Origin of the sequence: Streptomyces sp. HP-A2021, from assembly GCF_022807935.1 — a bacterium.
GTDB classification, from domain to species: domain Bacteria; phylum Actinomycetota; class Actinomycetes; order Streptomycetales; family Streptomycetaceae; genus Streptomyces; species Streptomyces afghaniensis.
This window is the reverse complement of sequence record NZ_CP094344.1, coordinates 8,659,715-8,681,963: the sequence shown is the minus strand read 5'-3', so window position 1 is coordinate 8,681,963 and position 22,249 is coordinate 8,659,715. Positions and strand designations below refer to the sequence as shown.

At 71.3% G+C, this 22,249-nt stretch carries 19 protein-coding genes; 11 read left to right on the top strand and 8 right to left on the bottom strand.

Translation table 11 applies throughout. The features are described 5' to 3' along the window. The first annotated feature begins 52 nt into the window (after positions 1–52). Positions 53–1,687 carry a cellulase family glycosylhydrolase gene (locus MQE23_RS39175; RefSeq protein ID WP_243381608.1) on the top strand — a complete coding sequence of 545 codons (1,635 nt, stop codon included), beginning with the start codon at positions 53–55 and terminating at the stop codon, positions 1,685–1,687. A gap of 175 nt (positions 1,688–1,862) precedes the next feature. Further along, the gene (locus MQE23_RS39170; protein WP_243381607.1) at positions 1,863–3,011 is read left to right on the top strand and encodes an acyltransferase family protein; all 1,149 of its coding nucleotides are present in this window, start codon (positions 1,863–1,865) and stop codon (positions 3,009–3,011) included. Positions 3,012–3,099: 88 nt separating this feature from the next. Here MQE23_RS39170 and MQE23_RS39165 read toward each other — a convergent pair whose 3' ends face one another. Next, positions 3,100–5,205, bottom strand: a complete 2,106-nt coding sequence (locus MQE23_RS39165; RefSeq protein WP_037667596.1) for an alpha-galactosidase — start codon at positions 5,203–5,205, stop codon at positions 3,100–3,102. A gap of 133 nt (positions 5,206–5,338) precedes the next feature. On the opposite strand from MQE23_RS39165, the gene MQE23_RS39160 reads away from it, so the two are divergent. The 6 genes from MQE23_RS39160 to MQE23_RS39135 all read left to right on the top strand — a co-directional run bounded on the left by MQE23_RS39160 (position 5,339) and on the right by MQE23_RS39135 (position 13,279). Beyond that, entirely contained in the window at positions 5,339–6,376 is a 1,038-nt protein-coding gene (locus MQE23_RS39160; protein WP_020270631.1) for a LacI family DNA-binding transcriptional regulator, read from the top strand. 86 nt (positions 6,377–6,462) lie between these two features. After that, positions 6,463–7,794: an ABC transporter substrate-binding protein gene (locus MQE23_RS39155; RefSeq protein ID WP_020270632.1), complete on the top strand. Its 1,332-nt coding sequence runs from the start codon at positions 6,463–6,465 to the stop codon at positions 7,792–7,794. Between the two features lie 2 nt (positions 7,795–7,796). After that, positions 7,797–8,720 carry a sugar ABC transporter permease gene (locus tag MQE23_RS39150; protein WP_243381606.1) on the top strand — a complete coding sequence of 308 codons (924 nt, stop codon included), beginning with the start codon at positions 7,797–7,799 and terminating at the stop codon, positions 8,718–8,720. Beyond that, positions 8,717–9,541 (top strand): carbohydrate ABC transporter permease, encoded by an 825-nt coding sequence (locus MQE23_RS39145; protein WP_020270634.1) that lies wholly within the window; start codon positions 8,717–8,719, stop codon positions 9,539–9,541. Before MQE23_RS39150 ends, MQE23_RS39145 begins: the two co-directional genes overlap by 4 nt. 100 nt (positions 9,542–9,641) lie before the next feature. Next, positions 9,642–12,107 carry a CBM35 domain-containing protein gene (locus MQE23_RS39140; RefSeq protein ID WP_020270635.1) on the top strand — a complete coding sequence of 822 codons (2,466 nt, stop codon included), beginning with the start codon at positions 9,642–9,644 and terminating at the stop codon, positions 12,105–12,107. 143 nt (positions 12,108–12,250) lie between these two features. Further along, positions 12,251–13,279 (top strand): sporulation protein, encoded by a 1,029-nt coding sequence (locus tag MQE23_RS39135; RefSeq protein ID WP_037667589.1) that lies wholly within the window; start codon positions 12,251–12,253, stop codon positions 13,277–13,279. A 13-nt stretch (positions 13,280–13,292) separates the two neighbouring features. On the opposite strand, the gene MQE23_RS39130 is transcribed toward MQE23_RS39135, so the two are convergent. Together MQE23_RS39130 and MQE23_RS39125 are read right to left on the bottom strand one after the other, a co-directional pair. After that, positions 13,293–14,444, bottom strand: coding sequence for a M56 family metallopeptidase (locus tag MQE23_RS39130; RefSeq protein WP_243381605.1), 1,152 nt, complete (start codon positions 14,442–14,444; stop codon positions 13,293–13,295). 6 nt (positions 14,445–14,450) lie between these two features. After that, positions 14,451–14,837: a BlaI/MecI/CopY family transcriptional regulator gene (locus MQE23_RS39125; RefSeq protein WP_020270639.1), complete on the bottom strand. Its 387-nt coding sequence runs from the start codon at positions 14,835–14,837 to the stop codon at positions 14,451–14,453. A gap of 143 nt (positions 14,838–14,980) precedes the next feature. Here MQE23_RS39125 and MQE23_RS39120 point away from each other — a divergent pair, with 143 nt between their 5' ends. Both MQE23_RS39120 and MQE23_RS39115 read left to right on the top strand, forming a co-directional pair. Further along, positions 14,981–15,634, top strand: a complete 654-nt coding sequence (locus tag MQE23_RS39120) for a hypothetical protein (RefSeq protein WP_243381604.1) — start codon at positions 14,981–14,983, stop codon at positions 15,632–15,634. Beyond that, on the top strand, positions 15,622–15,852 hold the full coding sequence (locus MQE23_RS39115) for a twin-arginine translocase TatA/TatE family subunit (protein ID WP_020270641.1): 231 nt from the start codon (positions 15,622–15,624) through the stop codon (positions 15,850–15,852). The genes MQE23_RS39120 and MQE23_RS39115 overlap by 13 nt, the downstream gene beginning before the upstream one ends. A 12-nt stretch (positions 15,853–15,864) precedes the next feature. Here the strand turns inward: MQE23_RS39115 and htpG are convergent, their stop codons facing one another. From htpG to MQE23_RS39100, 3 genes are all read right to left on the bottom strand, one after another. Next, on the bottom strand, positions 15,865–17,763 hold the full coding sequence (gene htpG, locus MQE23_RS39110; RefSeq protein WP_243381603.1) for a molecular chaperone HtpG: 1,899 nt from the start codon (positions 17,761–17,763) through the stop codon (positions 15,865–15,867). An 86-nt stretch (positions 17,764–17,849) separates the two neighbouring features. Then, entirely contained in the window at positions 17,850–18,560 is a 711-nt protein-coding gene (locus MQE23_RS39105) for a class F sortase (protein ID WP_243381602.1), read from the bottom strand. Positions 18,561–18,691: 131 nt separating this feature from the next. After that, positions 18,692–19,405 (bottom strand): hypothetical protein, encoded by a 714-nt coding sequence (locus MQE23_RS39100; RefSeq protein ID WP_037667591.1) that lies wholly within the window; start codon positions 19,403–19,405, stop codon positions 18,692–18,694. A 258-nt stretch (positions 19,406–19,663) separates the two neighbouring features. Between MQE23_RS39100 and MQE23_RS39095 the strand changes: the two genes are divergently transcribed. Then, complete coding sequence (locus MQE23_RS39095; protein WP_243381601.1) at positions 19,664–20,164, top strand: hypothetical protein; 501 nt, start codon at positions 19,664–19,666, stop codon at positions 20,162–20,164. Positions 20,165–20,183: 19 nt separating this feature from the next. Here MQE23_RS39095 and MQE23_RS39090 read toward each other — a convergent pair whose 3' ends face one another. Both MQE23_RS39090 and MQE23_RS39085 read right to left on the bottom strand, forming a co-directional pair. Beyond that, positions 20,184–20,471 (bottom strand): DUF3040 domain-containing protein, encoded by a 288-nt coding sequence (locus tag MQE23_RS39090; RefSeq protein ID WP_037667600.1) that lies wholly within the window; start codon positions 20,469–20,471, stop codon positions 20,184–20,186. Between the two features lie 326 nt (positions 20,472–20,797). Continuing rightward, positions 20,798–22,126: a cation:proton antiporter gene (locus MQE23_RS39085; RefSeq protein ID WP_243381600.1), complete on the bottom strand. Its 1,329-nt coding sequence runs from the start codon at positions 22,124–22,126 to the stop codon at positions 20,798–20,800. Positions 22,127–22,249 lie beyond the last annotated feature (123 nt).

The following is a 22,249-nucleotide window of genomic DNA, read 5'->3' as shown; positions in this document are numbered from 1 at the left end:
ACGAGACCCGGAACAGGCCCCATCCCATTCGCCCCCCACCTCTGGAGCCGCCATGAGATCCCGTACCGCCCCCACCCCACGCGTGGCCACCGTGGCCGTCGCCCTCCTCGCCCTCCTGCTCTCCTTCCTCTCCCTCGGCACACCGGCGCACGCCGCCCCCACCGGCTTCCGCATCGACAACGGCCGGCTGCTGGAGGCGTCCGGGAACGACTTCGTGATGCGTGGCGTCAACCACGCCCACACCTGGTTCCCGGACCGGATCAGTTCCCTCGCGCACATCAAGGCCAAGGGCGCCAACACCGTCCGCGTGGTCCTCTCCAGCGGTGACCGCTGGACCCGCAACGACACCGCCGACGTGGCGAACGTCGTCTCCCAGTGCAAGCAGAACCGGCTGATCTGTGTGCTGGAGGTACACGACACCACCGGGTACGGCGAACAGAGCGGAGCCGCCACGCTCGCCCGTGCCGCCGACTACTGGATCAGCGTGCAGAGCGCGCTGACCGGTCAGGAGGACTACGTCATCGTCAACATCGGCAACGAGCCGTACGGCAACACCAATTACGCGAGCTGGACGGCCGACACCAAGGCGGCCATCCAGAAGCTCCGCACCGCCGGGTTCGACCACACGATCATGGTCGACGCGCCCAACTGGGGTCAGGACTGGGCCTTCACCATGCGGGACAACGCCGCCTCGGTCTTCGCCGCGGACCCGGACGCCAACACGATCTTCTCGATCCACATGTACGGCGTCTTCGACACCGCCGCCGAGATCACCGACTATCTGAACCGCTTCGTCACGGCGAAACTGCCCATCGTCGTAGGCGAGTTCGGCCATGACCACTCGGACGGCAATCCCGACGAGGACACCATCCTGGCCGTCGCCCAGCAGCTCCGCCTGGGCTACCTCGGCTGGTCCTGGAGCGGCAACGGCGGCGGGGTCGAGTACCTGGACATGGTCACGAACTTCGACCCGGACCAGCTCACCAGCTGGGGGCAGCGGCTCTTCAACGGCGCGAACGGCATCGCCGCCACCGCCAAGGAGGCCGCGATCTACTCCTCGGGCGGCGGTGACACCACTCCCCCGACGGCTCCCGGCGCCCCGGCCGCCTCCGGCGTGACCTCCTCGTCCGCCACCCTGAAGTGGGGCGCCGCCACCGACGCGACCGGCGTCACGGGTTACGACGTCGTCCGGGTCAGCGGCGGCAGCGAGACGGTCGCCACCAGCACGGCCACCACGACCGCCACCCTCACCGGCCTGTCCCCCGCCACCTCCTACACCTTCGCCGTCTACGCCCGTGACGCCGCCGGCAACCGTTCGCCCCGCTCGGCCACGGTGACGTTCACGACCTCCTCCGGCGGCTCATCGTCGTCCTGCGGCGTCGGCTACCGGGTGACGGGCAGCTGGCCCGGCGGCTTCCAGGGCGAGATCACCCTGCGCAACACCGGCACGTCGGCGATCAACGGCTGGACGCTGCGCTGGGCCTTCCCGGACAGCCAGCGCATCACCAACCTGTGGGGCGGCACGGCGACGCAGAGCGGCTCCGAGGTCAGCGTCGCGGCCGCCTCGTACACCGCGACGATCCCCGCGGCGGGCTCGGTCACCCTGGGCTTCACGGCCTCCCGGGCGACGGCGAACCCCAGCCCGACGGCGTTCACGCTGAACGGCGCGGCCTGCTCGGTGAGCTGACCGGGCGGCGTCACCCACCTGGGTGTGATCCGCGCAACATCCGCACCAGAAAGCGGTTTACGCCAGGCCGGAGTGGTGAGGCGGCGGGGATGTCGCACCGGCACCCCACCGCCGTCACTCCGGCAAGACGTGTACCCGCCCGTCCGTGTCCCCAGCACCGTGCGCGGGAGGTGCGATGAGCGAGGACACCCTGCGCATGCAGGCCGTGAGGAGCAGAAGCGGCGAGACCGGGGCAGGTACCTCACGCGCCGCCGCCCCGCCGAAGGAGGCCGGACAGCGCGACGCGTTCTTCGACAACGCCAAGTACCTGGCGATCGTGCTGGTGGCCATGGGGCACGCCTGGGAGCCGCTGCGGGACGGCAGCCGGGCGGTCAGCGCGCTCTACATGGTCGTCTACGCCTTCCACATGCCGGCGTTCATCGTCATCTCCGGCTACTTCTCGCGCTCCTTCGACGCGAGCCCGGGGCGCATCAGGCGTCTGGTCACCGGGCTCGCGGTGCCGTACGTCGTCTTCGAGACGGCGTACACCCTGTTCACCCGCTGGACGGACCAGGAGCCCGACCGGCCGGTCAGCCTGCTGGATCCGCTGTATCTGACGTGGTTCCTTGCGGCGCTGTTCATCTGGCGGCTGACGACGCCGGTGTGGCGACGCGTGCGGTGGCCGCTGCCGATCGCCCTCGTCATCGCGATGCTGGCGACGCTCTCGTCGTCCGTCGGCAACGATCTCGACCTGCAACGCACCCTTCAGTTCCTGCCGTACTTCGTCCTCGGTCTGCTGCTGAAGCCCGAGCACTTCCGGCTGGTGCGCCGCCGCTCGGCGCGTGTGCTGGCCGTGCCGGTCTTCGCCGCCGCGGTCGTCGTGGCCTACTGGGCGGTCCCGCGGATGACCGGCGCCTGGTTCTACCACCGCGACAGTGCCGGGGAACTCGGCGCGCCCGCCTGGTACGGTCCCGTGATGACGCTGGCGACCTTCGGCTGTTCGCTGGTCCTGGTGGCCTGCTTCCTGGCGTGGGTGCCCGGGCGCCGGGCGTGGTTCACGGTGCTGGGCGCCGGGACGCTGTACGGCTACCTGCTGCACGGCTTCGTCGCCCAGGGCTCCAAGTTCTGGGGCTGGTACGAACCGGCTTGGGTTCACCAGCCCGGGGGCGTGGTCGTGGTGACGGTCTTCGCCGCGGTGCTCGTGACCGCGCTGTGCACCCCGCCGGTGCGACGGCTGTTCCGCTGGGTGATGGAGCCCGACATGACGTGGGCGTTCCGCCGGGACGCTCATCAGCAGGCGCGGGACCGGAACGCCGTCCGCGAGGGAAGCACCGCACACGGCTGACGCCCGGCGCCCCGCCAACCGCCACGCCCCGCTGTCCGTCCGGCGTCCCGCCGACCGTCCGCGCAGCGCCAACCGTCCGGCGTCCCGCCTACTCGTCCTGCGTGAGCCGGATCAGCAGCGCACCGGGCGTGCGCGGCACGGACACCGTCAGCCCGTCCCCGTCCCAGACGGCCCGGCCCGCCTGCGCGGAGGACGGGTGCAGGACGTCCGCGCGGACGGTCCGGCCCGCCAGGTGCCGGACGGGGACGCGGAGCTCGGCCGGTCCTCCGCGCCGCCACACCGACAGGTACGCCGTGCGGCCCCCGGGGACTCCCAGCCCCAGGGCGAGCCACTCGTCCGTCCAGCCGGGCAGGCCGAGCGGCCAGAAGGGCAGGGCCCGCGCGAGGTCCCCGCGGATCGACTTGTAGACCGCGACGGCATCCCGCACGAGGGCCAGCTGGTGTTCCGACATGCGGTTGAGGTGGCCAGAGAGGTGGATACGGCCGAGCAGCGCCCCGCCGAGGGTCGTGGTGATCAGGTCGTCGTCGAAGCCGGGCTGCGGATAGGCCCAGACGGCGCCCTGTTCGGGCGGGACGGCGGTGGGCGCGGCGGCAGCGATGGGCGGGTAGCGCAGGGGGTCCTGCTGGTCGCTGGTGGACTGGAGCTGGGCGACGGCCAGGGTGGCGCCGTCCATGCGCATGCCGCCCGAGGCGCAGTTCTCCACGACGAGCTCGGGGTGGCGGTCCAGTACGCCGGACAGCCAGTCGAGGTAGGCATGGGCGTGGCCCAGCAGCCCGGCTCCCGGTGCGAGGTCGCCGGGTGCCTGGGTGCCGGGGTCGACCACGATGTTGTAGTCCAGCTTGAGGTAGCCCACGCCCCAGTCGCCGACGATGCGGTCCACGGTCTTGTCGAGGTGGGCGCGGGCGGCCGGGTGCCGCAGGTCGAGCTGGTGGCGGCCCTGTTCGGCCAGGCGCACGCCGTCGCGCTGGAAGAACGCCTCGTCGGGCAGTTCTGCCGCGACGGGGCTGCGCACGCCGACGACCTCCGGCTCCAGCCACAGCCCGGGCACCATCCCGCGCTCCCGGATCCGGTCCAGGACGGCCGGGATGCCGCCGTCGGGGAAGCGGCGCGGCGAGGGCTGCCAGGCGCCGACGCTGTCCCACCAGCCCCGGGTGTCGTCGTCGTACCAGCCCGAGTCGATGCAGAAGTACTCGGCGCCGGCGTCGGCGGCGGCGTCGATCAGCGGCAGGAGCTTGGCCGTGGTCGGGTCGCCCATCAGGGTGTTCATGTAGTCGTTGAAGACGACGGGCAGGGCGGTGTGGTCCGGGTGCGGACGGCGGACCGCCCGGCGGTAGGAGGTCAGGGCGCCCATGGCGGAGTCGAGGTCGGAGCCCAGCGCCAGGGCCCCGTACACGGTGGTGAACTCCTCGCCCGGGGCGAGCCGGACCCGCCACTGGTGTTCCGCGTCGGTCGGGCCGTTCAGCGCCAGGTAGGTGCCGTGTGCGTGTTCGCCCAGGTCCCAGCGCCAGCCGGCGGGGGACTCGACCTGCCAGACCCAGGCCCGGCCGCCGCCGCGCTCCGTCAGCGCGCCCATGGCCAGATGGCCGTCGGTGGGCCAGCTGCCGCGCCCGGTGAGGGCGAGGGCGGCCCGGCTGTCGTGCTGGTGGACGTCGACGTGGATGTCGGCGACGGCGGCGCGCAGCGGCTCGGTGTACCAACGGCACTCGGCGAGCCAGTCGTTGCGGGCCCGGTGGACGTCGAGGGTGTCCGGCGCGGGCAGGCCGCCGAGCAGGAGGCTGCTGACGGACTGGACGACCAGGGGTGCACTGCCCTCGTTGCGGAGGCGGACCCGGGAGCGGAGGGCCGACACGCCGGTGGGTGAGGTGAGTTCGACTGAGGCCGTCAACCCGGTGTCCGGGTCGTGGAGTTCGATGGTCAGCCACTCCCAGCCGTCGCGTCTTTCCGTGCGGTGGGTCCGGTAGGCGAGCCGGGCGCCGAAGGCCGTGCCGGTGAAGCGGGGGCCGGACCAGCCGCTGCCGTGGCCGAGGGCGGTGAGCTCCACGAGCGGGAGCGCGGAGTGCGGGGCGGCGGGGCGGTCGTCGTCGGGGTGGGCCAGGCGGACCAGCCGCAGGGTCCCGTCGGCGGCGATCGCGAACCCGGCCCGGAGGGCCTGATGTCCCCAAGTGAACTCGTCCTGCCGCTGGTTGGAGGCCATGTGCGCCGCATCCGCCGTGCCGGTCAAGGTGCTCCCCCTCCTGACCCCGTCCCGTCCTCGGGGAGCGGAGGTCCGCGTGAATCCCTCGTTACGGTCTCTTGACGACCCAAGTGTGACCGGTCACAATCCTCGCATGAATGTGACCGGTCACACAAGGCGCCCGGCGAGCATCAGGGACGTCGCGACCGCCGCGGGGGTCTCGTACCAGACGGTCTCGCGGGTGATCAACGGCCATCCCAGCGTCCGGCCGTCCACCCGGGAGCGGGTGCTCGCCGCCATCGACGAGCTGGGCTTCCGCCGCAACGCGACCGCCCTCGCCCTGGCCAGCGGCCGCAGCCGGGCCGTGACCGTGCTCACCGCGAACACCACCCACTACGGTTACGCCTCGATCCTCCAGGGCATCGAGGAGGCCGCCCGCGCGGCGTCGTACGCGGTGGGGATCGGGGTCCTGGAATCCGCCGAGGACGCGGCCGTCGCCGCCGAGGTGCAGCGCGCGGCGGATGCCGGCGGCGGGATCATCGTGATCGCCTACGATCCGGCCGGTGTCCGGGCGCTGGGAGCCGTGCCCGCCGGGCTGCCGGTGGTGGGTGTGGTCGAGACTCCGGCGACCCCGCCCGGCGGCGACCGCCCGTGGGTGTGGGCCGACGACCGCGAGGCGGCCTACCAGGCGACCCGCCATCTGCTCTCGCTCGGCCACGCGACCGTGCACTACGTGGCCATCCCGTCCAGCACCCGCCGCACCAGCGCCCGCACCGGCGGCTGGCGGCAGGCGCTGAAGGAGGCCGGCGCCCCGGAACCCCGCCCCGTGCAGAGCAGTTGGGGTCCGGCGGGCGGGCACGCGGCCGGGCTGAAGCTGGCGAAGGACCAGTCCGTCACCGCGATCCTGTGCGGCAACGACGACCTCGCGCTCGGCGTGCTGCGCGCCCTGCACGAGTCCGGCCGCTCGGTGCCGGGCGAGGTCAGCGTGGCCGGTTTCGACGACGCCCCGCACTCCGCCTTCCTCACCCCGTCCCTGACGACCGTACGCCTGGACTTCACCGGCCTCGGGCGGTCCGCGTTCGCCCTGCTGCACGGCGTGCTGGAGGAGTCCGCGCCGGTCGCCCCGCACCCCGTGTCCGTGCCGGAACTGGTGGTGCGGGAGAGCTCGGGGCCACCGCCCGCCGGGGCCTGAACCACCGATGCCTGAACAGCCAGCACGAGCCCAGCAGTTGTGAGTCCCGCTTTGTGAACCGAACCGCCTGCTCCGAAAGGCACGAGATGAAGAGAAGAGCTCTCCCCGCCCTGGCGCTGATATGCGCCGCCGGCCTGGCCGCCACCGCGTGCAGCGACCCCACCGCCGGGGACTCCGGTTCGGACGGTTCGGACGCCAAGCGGACGGCGGTGAATCCGACCGCCCGGCTGGACGGCGTGAAGCTGACCATGTGGACCGCGCAGAACACGGTGAACGCGCCCAAGCAGGTCATCGACGCCTTCGAGAAGGCCACCGGCGCCGAGGTCGACACCCAGGCGATCCCGGACCTCTACGAGCAGAACGTGCCGACGAAGCTCGCCTCCGGCGACCGCCCCGACCTGATGTTCTGGCAGCCGTCCATCTCCACGCTGCCGTTCGTCCAGCCGAAGCAGAACCTGCTCACCCTCGACGGGGAGCCGTGGGAGTCCAAGCTCGGCGACACCGAGAAGTCCCTCGGCATGATCGACGGCAAGCGGTACGCGGCGATCGTCACCAGCCCCGCCATGCTCGGCGTCTACTACAACAAGGACGTCTTCAAGCAGGCCGGGCTGAGCGAGAAGGACTTCCCGAAGTCCTACGACGAACTGCTCGCCCTCGGGCACAAGGTCGTCGACAAGACGGACGCGGCCGCCTTCTACGAGGCCGGCGGCGACAAGTGGCCGCTCCAGTGGCAGATGCAGGTCCAGCTCACCGACCTCGACCGGCAGTGGTGGGCGGACCTGAACGCCGGCAAGAAGAAGTGGACCGACCCGGTCGTCGTCGGCGCGATCAAGAAGTACAAGGAGAAGCTGCTCGACGCCGGGCTGGCCCAGAAGAACTACCGGACGGGCACCTTCACCGGGCAGGCCGACGCCCTGTGGAAGGGCGACGCCGGCATGGTCCTCAACGTCACGTCCTTCCAGAGCCAGTTGCAGGCCAAGTACTCCACCGCCGAGCTCGACAAGAAGATCGGCTGGTTCCCGGTCGCCAACTCCTCGGCCACCGGCCTGTACTCCCCCGACCAGACCAACGGTGTCGTCGCCTTCAAGACCGGTGACGAGAAGCGGCAGAACGCGGCCCGGCAGTTCCTCGCCTTCTGGCTCGGCCCGGACTACCCGGACTACATCAAGACGATGAAGATCCCGTCCGTGCAGCCGTCCGTGCCCACCCCCGACGGCCTGCCCGAGACGTCCAAGGCGCAGGTGGCCGCCCTGCCCAAGGCCATCGGTGTCTTCCAGGCCAAGGCGATCGTCGCCCCCGACACCCACCTCTACCTGGCCGACATGATCTTCGGCAAGAAGAGCCCGCAGCAGGTCGCGCAGGCGATCCAGGACCAGTTCGCGCAGGTGGCCAAGGCCCAGGGCGCCCCCGGGTTCTGACCATGGCGGACACGGTCGTACGTACGCGCAAGCAGCCGGCTGCACAAGGCGCACCGAAGGGCGTGGGACGGCTGCCTCGCGCCGCAGTGCACCACCCCTGGTGGTTCGCGCTCCCCGCGATCGTCGTCTTCGCGGGCTTCTTCCTGGTGCCCAACCTGCTCAACTTCTACTACCCGTTCACCAACTGGTCCTCGTACCACGCGGACATCGCCTTCACGGGCCTGGACAACTTCCGGACCATCGCCGAGGACGGTTCGCTGCTGCGGGCGATCCGCACGACCCTGGTGTACGCGCTGCTGGCGGCACTGTTCCAGAACGGCTTCGGGCTCGTGCTGGCGCTGCTGCTGGAGGACGACAGCCGCTTCAACCGGTTCTTCCGTGCGGTCTTCTTCCTGCCGGTGCTGATCTCGGCGCTGGCGACCGGTTACGTCTTCCAGGCGCTGCTCGACCAGGACGGGGCCGTCAACTCCGTCCTGGGCACGGACATTCCGTGGCTGGGTTCGACGACCTGGACGCTGGTGATCGTCACGCTCATTCACGGGTGGAAGTGGATGGGCCTGTCGATGCTGATCTATCTGGCCGGGCTCAAGGGCATCCCCGGCGAGATGCTGGAGGCCGCGAAGTGCGACGGCGCGGGGCCCTGGCGGACCTTCTGGTCGGTGCGCTGGCCGATGCTCGCGCCGGCCGTCACCTTCAACGTCACCACCGCGCTCATCGGTTCGATGAACACCTTCGACATCGTGCAGGCCACGACGGGCGGCGGCCCCGCGGCCTCCACCGAGGTCTTCAACATCTACATGTTCCGGATCTTCGGGCAGGGCCTGTACGCGCAGGCCTCCGCGATGAGCCTCGTCCTGTTCCTGGTGGTGGTCGCCGTGGCGATCCCGCTGGTCGTGGGGCTCCGGCGAAGGGAGCAGCTGCTGTGACCGCGGTGTGGCGGTACGGCCGCCCCTCCCTCGTCGTCCTGCTCGCCGCGCTGGCCGTGGGCGTGCCGCTGTGGCTGGTCGCCGTCACCTCGGCCAAGCCGCAGGCCGAGGCGATCAAGCCGAACCTGGACCTGCCCCGGCACTGGCAGCCCGCGAGCAACTACGCGGACGCCGTCAGCCAGGGCGAGATGCTGCGCGGCTTCCTCAACTCGCTGCTGGTCGTGGTGCCTTCGGTGATCCTGGTGCTGATCCTGGGCGCGGGCGCCGCCTGGGTCTTCGCCCGGCGCAAGTCGAAGCTGGTCTCGGCGGCGTACGCGCTGTGCATCAGCGGACTGCTGCTGCCGCCCGCCGTCATCACCATCGTGATGGAGCTGCGGCAACTGGGGCTGTCCAACACCCGCCCCGGCATGATCGCCGTCTACACCGGGATGTACCTGTCGACGTCGATCTTCTTCATGACCGGTTTCATCCGGGCCATCCCCATGGAACTGGAGGAGGCCGCCCGGATGGACGGGGCGAGCCCGTCGCGCATCTTCTGGCGGATCGTCCTGCCGCTGCTCCGGCCCGTGATCGCCACCGCGACGATCATGGTGATGCTCTACGCCTGGAGCGACATCTTCTACGCGTTCTTCGTCCTCGGCGGCGGAGACCGGGCGACCCTGCCGCTCAACCTCTACCAGGTCGCCAGCGCCCAGCTCTACCTCAACAACTGGCATCTCGTCTTCGCGTACGTCGTGGTGATGAGCCTGCCCATGGTCGCCGTGTTCCTCGTCGGCCAGCGAAAGATCGTGTCCGGAATCACCAGTGGAGCCGTGAAGTGACTGGAGGTCCAGCAGCGTGATCACCCCCGCCCGCACGAGAGCCGGTACGAGGTCTCGTCCCAGAACCGCCTTGATAGCAGCACTACTTGGAGCAGCCGCCATGGCAGCCACCCTCCCCGCAGCCGGCAACGCGGCAGCAGCCGACCCGCAGCGCCTCACCGTCGACCTCAAAGCCTCCGAGGGCCCGGTGATGCTCGGCGCCAACGGCTCGCTGTACGGCCTCAGTGACGACGGTGTGCCCAGCGACGCCGCGATGGAGCCGCTGAAGATCACCAGCATCTCGCAGAAGCCGGAGGGCGGCGCGCAGCACCCCAACGGCGACGCGCTCACCGTCTCCAAGTCGTTCTTCCGCACCGGCGGCGGCGAGATCAACGTGATGATGCAGGACATCTACGCCAAGTGGCCGTACGAGGACCTCGGCATCGACGACTACCTCCCCAAGGTCGACAAGATCGCCAAGGAGGTCTCGGCCGACCCGAACAGCGAGCGTTTCGTCTACATCCCGTTCAACGAGCCCGACCAGATCTGGTACAAGCTCGACGTCTCCGACCAGGCCCAGTACGAGAAGAACCGCGACCGGTTCTTCAAGGACTGGAAGACGGTGTACCAGCGGATCCGCGCGATCGACCCGGACGCACGGATCGCCGGTCCCAACGAAGCCGCGTACCACACCCGCCTGTTGAAGGACTTCCTCGCCTTCGCCAAGCGCGAGAACGTGCTCCCCCAGGTGATGACCTGGCACGAGCTGGGCTCCGGCTCGCTGCGCGACTTCCAGGCGCACTACGACGACTACCGCAAGCTGGAGCGCGAGGCGGGCATAGCCCCGCTGAAGATCAACATCGACGAGTACGCCAACCGCCGCGACCTGTCCGTGCCCGGGCAGCTCGTGCAGTGGGTCTCGATGTTCGAGCGCAACAAGGTGTACGCCAACATGGCCTACTGGGACGCGGCCGGCAACCTCAGCGGCCACGTGGTGCGCTCGAACATCCCCAACGGCGGCTGGTGGCTGTTCCGCTGGTACGCGGGCATGACCGGGAACACCGTGAAGGTGACGCCGCCGCAGCCCAACACCATCGACACACTCCAGGGGCTGGCCTCCCTCGACACCTCCCGCCGCCAGGCGCAGGTCCTGCTCGGCGGCTCCGCGGCCGACTCGGACGTGGTCGTGCGCAATGTCCCCCGGTCGGTGTTCGGCCGTACGGTCACCGCGACCGTCGCCGAGGCCGCCTGGTCCGGTTACGAGGGGCAGCACGCGGCGCCGCAGGTCCTCGCGCGCACCAAGGTGAAGGTCGCGGACGACGGTTCGGTGACCGTGCCGCTGCGCGGCCTGCACAAGATGTCGGCCTACCGGGTCGTCCTCACTCCCGGCGGCTCGGGCACCCCGTCCGCCGCCTCCGTCCCGTGGTCCGCCTCGTACGAGGCCGAGGACGCGGCCATCACCGACGGCAAGGTCTACACGCAGGGCACGGTCCAGAACGCCAACGGCTACGCGGCCTCCGGCACCAAGGACGTCGGCTCGCTCAACCAGCCCGGCAGCAGGGTCGCCTTCTCGGTGACGGTGCCCAAGGACGGCACGTACGACCTGGCGATCCTGTACGGCAACCAGTCCGGCGGCCCCGCCACGCAGAAGCTGTCGGTCGACGGCGGCGACCCGGTGACGGTCACCTACCCCTCCACCGAGAACTGGACGTACCGCGCGAAGAAGGACGTCCGCGTCCAGCTGAAGGCGGGCACACACCAGCTGACCCTGTCCAAGGGCGACGCCGAGGTCACCCTGGACCGGATCGACCTGACCAGCCGGACGGGCGCGCCCTCCGCCTCCTACGAGGCCACGCTGGCGGACATCGGCGGCAAGCCGTCGTACGACTACACCTCGTCGGCCGGCGTGGGCACGGGCTCCCTGGTCCTGCGCTCCGGTGACAAGGCGGTGTTCGACGTCTACGCCCCGCGCGACGGCTACTACACGGTGGTGCCGCGGACCTCGGCGGCCGTGAAGCTCTCGCTGCACGGGGAGACGGTCACGGCCGCGCCCGGCCGCCCGCTGCGGCTCTACCTGGTCGCGGGCAACAACCGGATCGCGATGACGTCGGGCCACTCCGCCGTCCGCTCGCTCGACGTCTCCGGCGACGGCTCGGCCGCCGGCACCCTCACCTATGAGGGCGCCAAGGCCACGCTCGCCGGCGGGGCCAAGCTCGTCGACTCCCCGCACGCGTCGGCCGGCTCGTACATCGGCTGGCTCGGCAACAGCGCTTCCAGCACCGCCGAGTTCACGGTGGACGCACCCCGGTCCGGCCGCTATCTGCTGGTCGTGCACTACGCGCACAACGACCGCCGGGACAACGGTCACGCCTACAACACGGACATCATGTCCCGTACGGCGGACATCACGGTCGGGACCGCGGACCCGGTGAAGGTCACCTTCAAGAACACCTGGAGCTGGGACGACTACTGGACCGTCGGTGTCCCGGTCGATCTGGCGAAGGGCGCGAACAAGGTGACGTTCGGCAACGCGAGCGCCTGGGCGCCGAACATCGACCGGATCGAGCTGGGCCGGGTCGTGGGCTGAAGCGCACGATGACGGGTGCGGTTGCGGAGGAGTGAGCGGTTCTCCTCCGCAACCGACGCGCAAGATCACGTCCGTCATGCGTCCCCTATACTTCTACATGCTTGTAGAACGTTCGTACACGCATGTGAGGAGTGAACGCCACCATGGTGTTCAAACGACTGCTCGGCGCGCTCGGCGTGGGCGGCCCCACGGTCGACACGGTCCTCGACCCGGCTCCCGTCCGGCCCGGCGGCACGCTCACCGGTGAGGTCCGACTGGTGGGCGGCAAAGCCGACTTCGACATCGAGCACATCACCCTGGAGCTGGTGGCCCGGGTCGAGGCCGAGCACCAGGGCGGCGAGAGTGAGGGCTTCGTCGCCTTCGGCCGCTTCACCGTCGGCGGCGGCTTCCGGCTCGCCGAGGGCGAGCGGCGTGGCGTGCCGTTCAGCGTGACCCTGCCCTGGGAGACGCCGGTCACCGAGCTGCACGGCCAGAGCCTGGGCGTCGTCCTGGGTGTGCGCACCGAGTTGTCGGTGGCCGGCGCGAAGGACAAGGGCGACCTGGACCAGCTGAACGTCACACCGCTGCCCGTGCAGGAGGCAGTACTCGAAGCCCTCGGCGGGCTCGGGTTCGGCTTCAGGTCGGCCGACCTCGAATACGGCCGCATCGGCGGCACCGGCCAGCAACTGCCCTTCTACCAGGAGATCGAACTCGTCCCGTCCCCCCGGTACGCACACCAGGTCAACGAGATCGAGCTGACGTTCCTGGCGAGCCCGGGCGGTATGGAGGTCGTGCTGGAGGCGGACAAGCGCGGCGGCTTCCTGTCGCCGGGCCACGACGCGCTGACCCGTTTCACGGTCTCCCACGAGGGGACCGAGCACCAGGACTGGGCCGCGACCGTCGAGGGCTGGATCCGGCAACTGGTCGAGCACCGGGCCTCGTACGGCTCCCCCGCGGGATACGGCTCACCCATGGGCCACGACTCTCCCGTCGCGTTCGGCCCGGGCGGCCACGGGCACGGTGGGCATGGCGGGCACCACCATGACGGCCACCGCTCGGGTCCCGGCATGGGAACCGCCGTCGCGGCGGGCGCGGCCGGACTCGCGGCCGGGGTCGTCGGCGGCATGGTCGCGGACGAAGTGATCGACGAGGTCGGGGACTTCTTCGAGGGCGAGGAGGAAGAGGAGGGCTGAGGCCCCGCCCCCCTCAAAGAGGTGTCGCCGCATGCAGGATGAGCACCATCGTGACGGCGGAGTTCGCGGAGGACATCGCCGACACGGCCGTCCCGGCGGCCGCGCCCCAGGCCGCCAGTCCGACCGAGGTGGACACCGGGGGCCAGGCGCGTACGGCGGGTGGCGGGCCGAGCAGGGCCGCCACCCGGCGCGGCACCGGGCCCGGAGCGGCGAGTCCGGCGAGCGTGGGCGCGGGGGTGCCACGGGAGACGAGGGCGGCCGTGCCGATGGCACGCGCCACCGTGCGGCGGCTGCCGATCGCCCGGGCCGCCTCCTCGTCCGCCCACCGCTCGGCCGTGTACGCCACGGCGGTGCGCAGCGGCCGCAGGAACGGGTTCGCCCGGGCCGCGAGCTGGACGGCGAGCAGGAAGCGGTCGTGCCGGGCGGCGAGGTGCACCCGCTCGTGGGCGAACAGGGCCCGCCGCTCGGCCGGCCGGAGCCGCTCCAGCAGGGCGGTGGTCACCACGACCCGCCCGCCACGCCGACGACGGACACGGCGCCCGGCACCGCCGCGCGGAGCACCACCGCCCCGGCGACCCTCACCCAGGCCTTTACTGTCCTGGCACCCGCCGCCCTGGCGACCGACATCCAGCCCACCACCGTCCTCGCGACGGCCCGGCAGCACACCACTGCCATGGCGCCCGCCACGCAGCACTCGACCGCCCTCGCGAAGGCCTCGCAGCACACCACCGCCCCGGCGGCCACCGGGCAGCGCATACGCGTACGGGATGCCGTCCGGCAGGACGGCCACCTCCGTGTCCGGCAGCCCGGACAGTGCGCGGTGGGCCTGGCGGCGCACCCGGGCGTGCCGCCACAGCGTGCGGGCGCAGGCGACGACCACCACGCACAGCGCGGGAATCGCGGCCTTTCCGACGACCTCGTCGTACGGCACCGCTGCCCGCACCTCGGGGTCCGACCAGCCGTCGGGCAGCGGGTTGCCGGGCAGTTGGGCCGTGCCGACCACCATGACCAGCCCCAGGCACACCGTGCTGCACAGCGCCAGCACCGCCGCCATCGCGGTCAGTAACCGGGTCGCGGTACGCGGGTGCAGATGCTGTTCGGCCAGGCGTGCGACCGGCCAGGCCGTGAGCGGGAGAACCAGTGGCAGAAAGACGAAGACCCCCATGAGGCTTCAGCCTTCCCCCTCGCCGTGAGCCTGATCCAGCAGGTCGCGCAGCAGCCGTTCGTCGTCCGGGTCGAGGCCGGTGAGGAAGCTCGCCAGCACGGCCTCGCGGTCACTCTCGGCGTCCAGCACCTTGCGCATCTTCCGGGCGGCCAGGCCCGCCTGGTCCGAGGCGGGCGTCCAGGCGAAGGACCGGCCCACCCGCTCCCGGGTGACCGCGCCCTTGCCCAGCAGCCGGGTCAGGATCGTGATCACCGTCGTGTACGCGAGGTCGCCGCCGAGGCGCTCCTGCACCCAGCCGGCCGTCGCCGGACCGTCCGCCTCCCGCAGTGCCGACAGCACCAGCGCCTCCAGCTCGCCCTGCCCCCGCCGGGGCCGCTGCCCGGGATCCGTCACCGCCCTGCCTCCCTTCGCCGCCCTGCCGTGCCCGTGCGGACATCGTATAGATCCGCGGACCCGACCCCGCCTACTTCTACAGTGCTGTAGATTTAAATGCGCTCGGTACCGACGTCCGACACAGCAACCGAGAAGGAGACCTTGTGGCCGATCCGCCCCGCCTCCACCCCGAGGACCGCGCGGACTTCGAAGCGGTACTGGATCAGGCTCTGCGCACCGCGGACATCCACGGCGCCGTGCGCGCCGACCCGACCGGCCGGACCGCCGCGCACCTGCGCGCCCACGCGCTCGCGCACGCCGACGACATCACTGCGGCGGCCGGCGAGCCGTACCGCGCCTACCTCGCCGTACGGACGGCCGCCCGGCTGGACGCGCGGCGCCCGCTCGCCACCGGCAGTCTGCTGCCCGCCCTCGCGGTGCTCACGCCGCTCGTGGCGGGGGCGTCCGCCGGGGGCCTGCTACTGCTCGGCTGCTTGTTGCAGGTCGCGGACGCGCCGGGCCCGTTGCCCGGCTCGCTCGTCGCGGCCGGCTGGACGATGGCGCTCGTCGCGGCCGTGACCGGCCTCCTCGCCCTGGGCGCGCTGCTGTTCTCGGCACTGGGCCGGCAGGCCGAGCGCGTGGAGCACGCCCGGCTCGCCTGGCGGCAGGCCCTGCTCGACCGCGGCATGCTGCCCCATCTGCTCGGGCATCCGGCGGTCGCGCCCACCGAGGCGGGGATCACACCGGGCTCCCCGCCCGATACGCTCGCGCCGTGCCCGGCCCGGGCGAGAAAGGACAGGACACCATGTTCGGACTGAGCGAGCTCGCGATCATCCTCATCGTCGTCATAGCCGTGATCGGGGCCAGGAAGCTGCCCGAACTGGCCCGGTCGGCCGGCAAGTCGGCCCGCATCCTCAAGGCCGAGGCCCGTGCCGCGAAGGAGGAGGAGGCCGGGACGGCCCCCGCGCCGCGGGTGGTCCAGGGCGAGGTCGTCCCGCCCGGCGCGCGGGCAGCGGACGCCCCGGACCCCCGCTGATCCTGCCCCTGCCTACAGGGTGCGCTCCAGGCGGTCGGCCACGAGCTTGACGAAGCGTGCGGGGTCCTTGGGCTGGCCGCCCTCGGCGAGCACCGCCAGCGTGTGGAGCAGTTCGGCGGACTCGACGAGGCCCGAGCGGTCCTCGCGCTCCTTGTACGCCTGGTTCAGGTTCTTCACCAGCAGGTGGTCGGGGTTGAGTTCCAGGATCCGCTTGGTGCGCGGCACCTCCTGGCCCATCGCCCGGTACATGTTCTCCAGGGCCGGGGTCAGGTCGTGCGCGTCCGAGACGACACAGGCCGGGGAGACGGTGAGCCGCGCCGACAGGCGCACCTCCTTGATGTCCTCGTCGAGCTGCTCCCGCATCCAGCCGAGCAGTCCGGCGTACTCCTCGGCCTGCTTCTCCCGCTCCCCGTCGGCCTTCTCGTCCTTCTCGCCGTCCAGGTCGATCTCGCCCTTGGCGACGGAGCGCAGCTTCTTGCCCTCGTACTCGCCGACGGCGTCGACCCACACCTCGTCGACCGCGTCGGTGAGCAGCAGGACCTCGATGCCCTTGTCCCGGAACGCCTCCATGTGCGGGGAGTTCTCGATGCTCTGCCGGGACTCACCGGTGATGTAGTAGATGTCCTCCTGGCCGTCCTTCATCCGCTCCACGTACTGCGCGAGGGTGGTCGGCTCGTCCTCGGCGTGCGTGGTGGCGAACGACGCGACGGCGAGGATGGCGTCCCGGTTCTCGGAGTCGGTGACCAGGCCCTCCTTCAGGACGGTGCCGAACTCCCGCCAGAACGTGGCGTAGCGGTCGGCGTCCTTGGTCTTGATCTCCTTGACCGTGGAGAGGACCTTCTTCGTCAGCCGGCGCTGCATCATCCGGATGTGCCGGTCCTGCTGGAGGATCTCGCGGGAGACGTTGAGCGAGAGGTCCTGCGCGTCGACGACGCCCTTCACGAAGCGGAGGTAGGGCGGCAGCAGCGCCTCGCAGTCGTCCATGATGAAGACGCGCTTCACGTACAGCTGGACGCCGCGCTTGAAGTCCCGCGTGAACAGGTCGTGCGGGGCGTGCGAGGGCACGAAGAGCAGGGCCTGGTACTCGAAGGTGCCCTCGGCCTGGAGCCGGATCGTCTCCAGCGGCTCGCGCCAGTCGTGGCTGATGTGCTTGTACAGCTCGTGGTACTCGTCGTCGGACACCTCGTCGCGCGACCGCGCCCACAGGGCCTTCATCGAGTTCAGTGTCTCGGGTTCGGGCGCGTCCTGGCCGTCGCCCTGCTCCGGAACCATCCGGATGGGCCAGGTGATGAAGTCCGAGTACCGCTTGACGATCTCCTTGATCGTCCACGGCGAGGTGTAGTCGTGGAGCTGGTTCTCCGGGTCGGCGGGCTTGAGGTGGAGCGTCACGGAGGTGCCCTGCGGGGCGTCGTCGACCTTCTCCAGTGTGTACGTGGACTCGCCGCGCGACGTCCAGCGGGTCCCCTGGCTCTCGCCGGCGCGCCGGGTCACCAGCGTCACCTCGTCCGCCACCATGAAGCCGGAGTAGAAGCCGACGCCGAACTGGCCGATGAGCCCCTCGGCGCCGGCCGCGTCCTGGGCCTCCCGCAGCTCCTTCAGGAAGCCGGCCGTGCCCGAGTTGGCGATGGTGCCGATGAGCTGTCCGACCTCGTCGTACGACATCCCGATGCCGTTGTCCCGCACCGTCAGAATCCGGGCCTCCTTGTCGACGTCGATCTTGATGTGCAGATCAGACACGTCGGCGTCGAGGGAGTCGTCCCGCAGCTTCTCCAGACGCAGCTTGTCCAGCGCGTCGGAGGCGTTGGAGACGAGCTCCCGCAGGAAGACATCCTTGTTCGAGTAGACCGAGTGGATCATCAGCTGGAGCAGCTGACGTGCCTCTACCTGGAACTCAAACGTTTCGGTCGTCATGGTTCGCGAATACCTCACAGGTCCCACAGTCGCCTGAACTGGTGGCAGTCACTTTAAAACACCACGTCAGGGAGGAGGCCCGGAAGTCACACGAGGTGGGCGAACACGACGAGGTTCTCGGTGTAGTCCCGGGCCTGACGGTCGTAGGCACCCGCGCACGTGATGAGCCGGACCTGGGCGTCGGGGGTGTCGCCGTACACGCGCTCGCTGGGGAAGTCGTCCTTGTCGAAGGAGTCCGTGTCGTCGACCACGAAGGTCGCCCTGCTGCCGTCGGCTCGCGCCACGTGGAACCGGTCGCCCCTCTTCAGCGCGCTGAGCCCCGCGAAGACGGCCGGGGAGGTCGCGGTGTCCACGTGCCCGGCGATGATCGCGGTTCCGGCCTCGCCGGGCGAGACGCCCTTGGCGTACCAGCCGACGAGGTTGGTGTCATGGGCCGGAGGCGGTTGGAGCTGGCCGTTGCGGCCGATGACGAGGTCGGTGAAGGGCGCGTTCACCGAGATCTTGGGGATGTGCAGGCGGACCGGCCGGGACCGCGGCAGATGAGGGCCGGCCCCGGAGGCGGCGGTCCGGTGCGGCGCCGCGGACGAGGGCGGCGCGTCGGGCGCGGCTGGGGTGGCGTGCGCGGCCGGCGGGGCGTGCGGCGGGCCGCCGGCGTCGGACGACTCACCACGGCCGGCGACCATGGTCACGGTCAGGACCAGGGCGGCGACGCTCCAGAGGATCGTCACGACGGTACGGAATCGCTGCCTCGACGGCGCGGGGCAGGGCTCGGCAGGGGGAAGGGGGCTGGCTGCCATCGGAGACCACCTCATTCGGGCACGGCAGCGGAACGGACACGGCAGCGGACAGGGGGGCGGGAGAACGAGCCGGGCCGCCGCGACGCGAGGAGCACGTGCGGCGGCCACGGCGGCATGAGGTCAGACCTCGGTCATGCCGCGCCCTGGGAGGCCTTCTGGCGCCGCAGGGCGTACAGGCCGGTGCCGGCCACCGCCAGCACCGCGAGACCGCCGGCCGTGACGCCCGGCGCGGCGGCCAGGGCGCCGCCACCGGTGTGCATCCCGCCGTGCGGCTTGTCGTGCTTGTCGCCGCTCCAGGAGCCCTCGTCGTGCTTGCCGTGGTCGTCGCCCTTGTCGCCCCAGGGGTCCTCGTCCTGCTTGTCGCCCCAGGGGTCGTCGCCGTGCTCGTCGTCCTTGTAGGTGTCCGGGTCGTGCTTGGAGCTGTCCCAGTCGTCGTCGTTGTTCACCGCGGCCAGTGCTCCGCCACCCGTGTGCACCGCGCCGTGCGGCTTGCCGTGCTCGTCGCCCTTGCCGTGCCCGTCGTGCTTGCCGTGCTCGTCGTGCTTGCCGTGCTCGTCGTGCTTGCCGTGCTCGTCGTGCTTGCCGTGCTCCTCGTCCTTGCGGTTGTCCGGGTCGTGCTTGGGGTTGTCCCAGTCGTCGTCCGCGCTCACTCCGGTCAGCGCTCCGCCACCCGTGTGTACCCCGCCGCGCGGCGCGTCGTGTTTGCCGTCCTTGTCGTGCTCCCTGCTGTTAGAAGTGTTGTCGTGGTCCCAGTCACCCATCGCCTCGGCGTAGGCCGTGGGTGCGGCGATCGCGAGGGCGGCCGTGGCCGTGGCCGTCGCGAGCAGCATGCGGGCAGAGCGCATCGGTGAGTCCTTCCGTCGCGGGCCGGGCGCTGACGCCTCGCCAGCTCACGAGACCGGCCTTGACGTGAACCACCGTCAGTCATGCCGGGCCGTCCCACCATCCAGGGCGTTCACACGGGTTACAACCACACTCTGACGGCGGTACTTGCCCCAGCCGGTCCGGCCGGAAGATCGCAACCTCCCGCCCGCCGCACCCGTCTCCTACGGCGACACGGGGGGCGAGGTCCGCTCTCCCCCGGCCAGCTGCGGGAGGCGTTCATGGCCATGGTCGGCCTGTTCTGGATCGGCGAGGACTCGGTGTACGTGGGTGCCGAGCCCACGGGAGCCGCCTGCGGGGTGCGGCTGTCCGAGGACGGCGTCGAGACGCTGGGGGCCGGCCGGGGCAGGTTCTGGACGTGGGACGAGGTGGTCCGGATCGAGCCGCACGACGTGCCCGTACGGTCCGGGGTGCGGAGGCTGGCGTCCATGGCTTTCGACGCCGCGCTCGTCGTGGTCACGGGGGACGGCGAGCTGCCGCCCGCGTTCTGCGTGGACGTGACGACGGCCGAGGAGACCGTCCGGGCGGATGTGCTCGCGGCCGTCGCCGGAGGGATCTACCTGCCCTCCGAGTACGAACTCTCCGTCACCCTCCTCCAGCGGCTCGCCGAGGGCGGCGCCGAGATCGGCGACCTCCTCGCCTGGGGCCGTGACCACGCGGCCGAGGGCACGCCGCCGCGCGAGGAACGCGAGGCGCTGCTGCGGAAGTGGGCCGGGGCGTAGGGCCTGCCTGCCGCGCGCGTCACCATCGCCTCTGGCGCTGACGGCCCAGGCGGCTCGGGTCCGGGTCGACCAGTTGGGCCGCCATGCCGACGAGGACCAGCCCGGTCGCGATGAGCAGCCCTTGTGCCAGGGCGATGCCGGAGCCCAGGACGGCCACGCCGAGGGCCAGGGCCCACCAGGCTCCGGTACGCCGGTACTCCCGGGGCCGGGCCGGGCGGCCGGCTCTCATGGCCCGGGTGAACCTGGGGTCCTCCCGCTCGAGTCGTGCTTCGAGGTCGACGAGAGGTGCGTCTTCGGACTGGGGCACGGCTTCTCCTTCCCGGAACCCGACAGCTTCGAGGCAGGGCACGGCCGAGGCCATGGCAAGTCCTGGGGTGTCGGGCCGCGTGACGGTGCGGAGGGAGACAGCCCGCCGCCGCGCGGCGCGGCCGGTCTCACCAGGGCTTCGGCTTCTCCCCCCTCCAGCGGCGTCCGCCACGGGGCCCACACCTCATCCTTCCCGGTGGCCGCCCCGTACGAACGCCGTGCCGTAAGGCGGATGTTCGGTTCGATGGACGGGTGGCGGAACGGACGGGTCGGATGAGTGTCACGGCGGCCGCCCGCGCCCCTTCAGGGGCGCGGGGAACTGCGCGATCAGCCACGACGAGAGCCGGGCGTGCGGGGTGTGCCTGAACGTGCCCTGCTCGTCGACACCGGCCCGGGCGAGGGCCCCGGGGCGGTGGCGGACGACGGTGTGCTGTCGTCCGGGGAGCGCGGCTCGGTGTCGTACGACGGGGCCATGCGGCCGGGCAGCAGGTCCTGGGCCGCCCGGAGCGCGCGGGCGAGCAGATGGGCCCGGCCGGCGGCGATGGGGCCGAGGATCGCGAGGACGAGGACGTACCCGGCGATGAACGGGGCGAGCCGGGTGTCGAGTCCGGCGCCTGCGGCCATGGCGGCCAGGATCAGCGCGAACTCCCCGCGGGCCAGGAGGGTGGTGGCGATCTCGGCGGCGGGCTCGGTGCCGTAGCGGTACACGCGGGCGACGAGGAGTCCCGCGGCGACGTTCATGACGACGGTCAACACCGCCGCCGCGGTGACCGGGCCGACGACGGAGACAATGTCGCCGGGGTCGATGGAGAGCCCGAAGGCGAAGAAGAAGATCGCCGCGAAGGCGTCGCGCAGCGGATGCACGAGTTCCCGGATGCGCGGGCCGGAGGGCGTGCCGGCCAGGATCAGGCCGACCATGAACGCGCCGATGGCGTCGGCGACTCCGAGGACCTCGGCGACTCCCGCCACGAGGACGGCCGCGCCGAGGAAGCTGATGACGAGCAGTTCGTTGTCGCGGGTCGCGATCAGACGGCCGGCCGGCTTCGTGCCGTAGCGGGCGGCCGCGGCCAGTACCAGCAGGAAACCGAAGGCCTTGGCACCCTGGAGGACCATGTCGCCGACGCCCTGGGCGCCGCTGATGACCGGCTGGAGCGCGGCGAGGTAGAGGGCCAGGAAGATGTCCTCGACGACGATGACGCCCAGGATGAGACGTGTCTCGGGGCGGCCGATGCGACCCTGGTCGATGAGGATCTTGGTGACGATGGCGGACGAGGAGATCCCCAGGACACCGGCGAGGACCAGCGCCTCCCGGGCGCCCCAGCCCAGGGCGAACCCGAAGGCCAGGCCGGCGCCGACGTTGAGCAGGAGATAGATGCCACCTGCCGTGAGCAGGCGCCGGCCGCCGCTCCTGAGGTCGTCGAGGTGGAACTCCAGGCCCAGGTAGAACAGCAGCAGCACCAGTCCGAGCGCGGAGAGCATCTCGAAGTCGTGCGCGTCCTCGACGATGACCAGACCCGGGGTGTGCGGGCCGAGCAGGATGCCCGCGAGCATGAAGAGCGGGATGGTCGGGAGTCCGATCCTGCCGCCGAGGCGGGCCAGGAGGGCGGCGGCCAGGAAGGCTCCGCCCATGGCGAGGAGGCTGTCAGCGTGTCCCACGGGTCACCGCCTTCGCGGATGCGCAGCGGGCGGATCGTTTCACCGTGCGGGGATGGATAGGGGCTCCTCCTTCGTGGGGCCGGTTCGGACGGCGTCGTGCGCGTCTCGGCGCGGGCCGGGACC

What these genes read in the sequence shown, in the direction of transcription:
- MQE23_RS39175 (WP_243381608.1), top strand. Translation starts at nt 53, where the DNA reads ATGAGATCCCGTACCGCCCCCACCCCACGCGTGGCCACCGTGGCCGTC.
- MQE23_RS39170 (WP_243381607.1), top strand. Translation starts at nt 1,863, where the DNA reads ATGAGCGAGGACACCCTGCGCATGCAGGCCGTGAGGAGCAGAAGCGGC.
- MQE23_RS39165 (WP_037667596.1), bottom strand. Translation starts at nt 5,205, where the DNA reads ATGGCCTCCAACCAGCGGCAGGACGAGTTCACTTGGGGACATCAGGCC.
- MQE23_RS39160 (WP_020270631.1), top strand. Translation starts at nt 5,339, where the DNA reads ATGAATGTGACCGGTCACACAAGGCGCCCGGCGAGCATCAGGGACGTC.
- MQE23_RS39155 (WP_020270632.1), top strand. Translation starts at nt 6,463, where the DNA reads ATGAAGAGAAGAGCTCTCCCCGCCCTGGCGCTGATATGCGCCGCCGGC.
- MQE23_RS39150 (WP_243381606.1), top strand. Translation starts at nt 7,797, where the DNA reads ATGGCGGACACGGTCGTACGTACGCGCAAGCAGCCGGCTGCACAAGGC.
- MQE23_RS39140 (WP_020270635.1), top strand. Translation starts at nt 9,642, where the DNA reads ATGGCAGCCACCCTCCCCGCAGCCGGCAACGCGGCAGCAGCCGACCCG.
- MQE23_RS39135 (WP_037667589.1), top strand. Translation starts at nt 12,251, where the DNA reads ATGGTGTTCAAACGACTGCTCGGCGCGCTCGGCGTGGGCGGCCCCACG.
- MQE23_RS39130 (WP_243381605.1), bottom strand. Translation starts at nt 14,444, where the DNA reads ATGGGGGTCTTCGTCTTTCTGCCACTGGTTCTCCCGCTCACGGCCTGG.
- MQE23_RS39115 (WP_020270641.1), top strand. Translation starts at nt 15,622, where the DNA reads ATGTTCGGACTGAGCGAGCTCGCGATCATCCTCATCGTCGTCATAGCC.
- htpG (WP_243381603.1), bottom strand. Translation starts at nt 17,763, where the DNA reads ATGACGACCGAAACGTTTGAGTTCCAGGTAGAGGCACGTCAGCTGCTC.
- MQE23_RS39105 (WP_243381602.1), bottom strand. Translation starts at nt 18,560, where the DNA reads ATGGCAGCCAGCCCCCTTCCCCCTGCCGAGCCCTGCCCCGCGCCGTCG.
- MQE23_RS39100 (WP_037667591.1), bottom strand. Translation starts at nt 19,405, where the DNA reads ATGCGCTCTGCCCGCATGCTGCTCGCGACGGCCACGGCCACGGCCGCC.
- MQE23_RS39095 (WP_243381601.1), top strand. Translation starts at nt 19,664, where the DNA reads ATGGCCATGGTCGGCCTGTTCTGGATCGGCGAGGACTCGGTGTACGTG.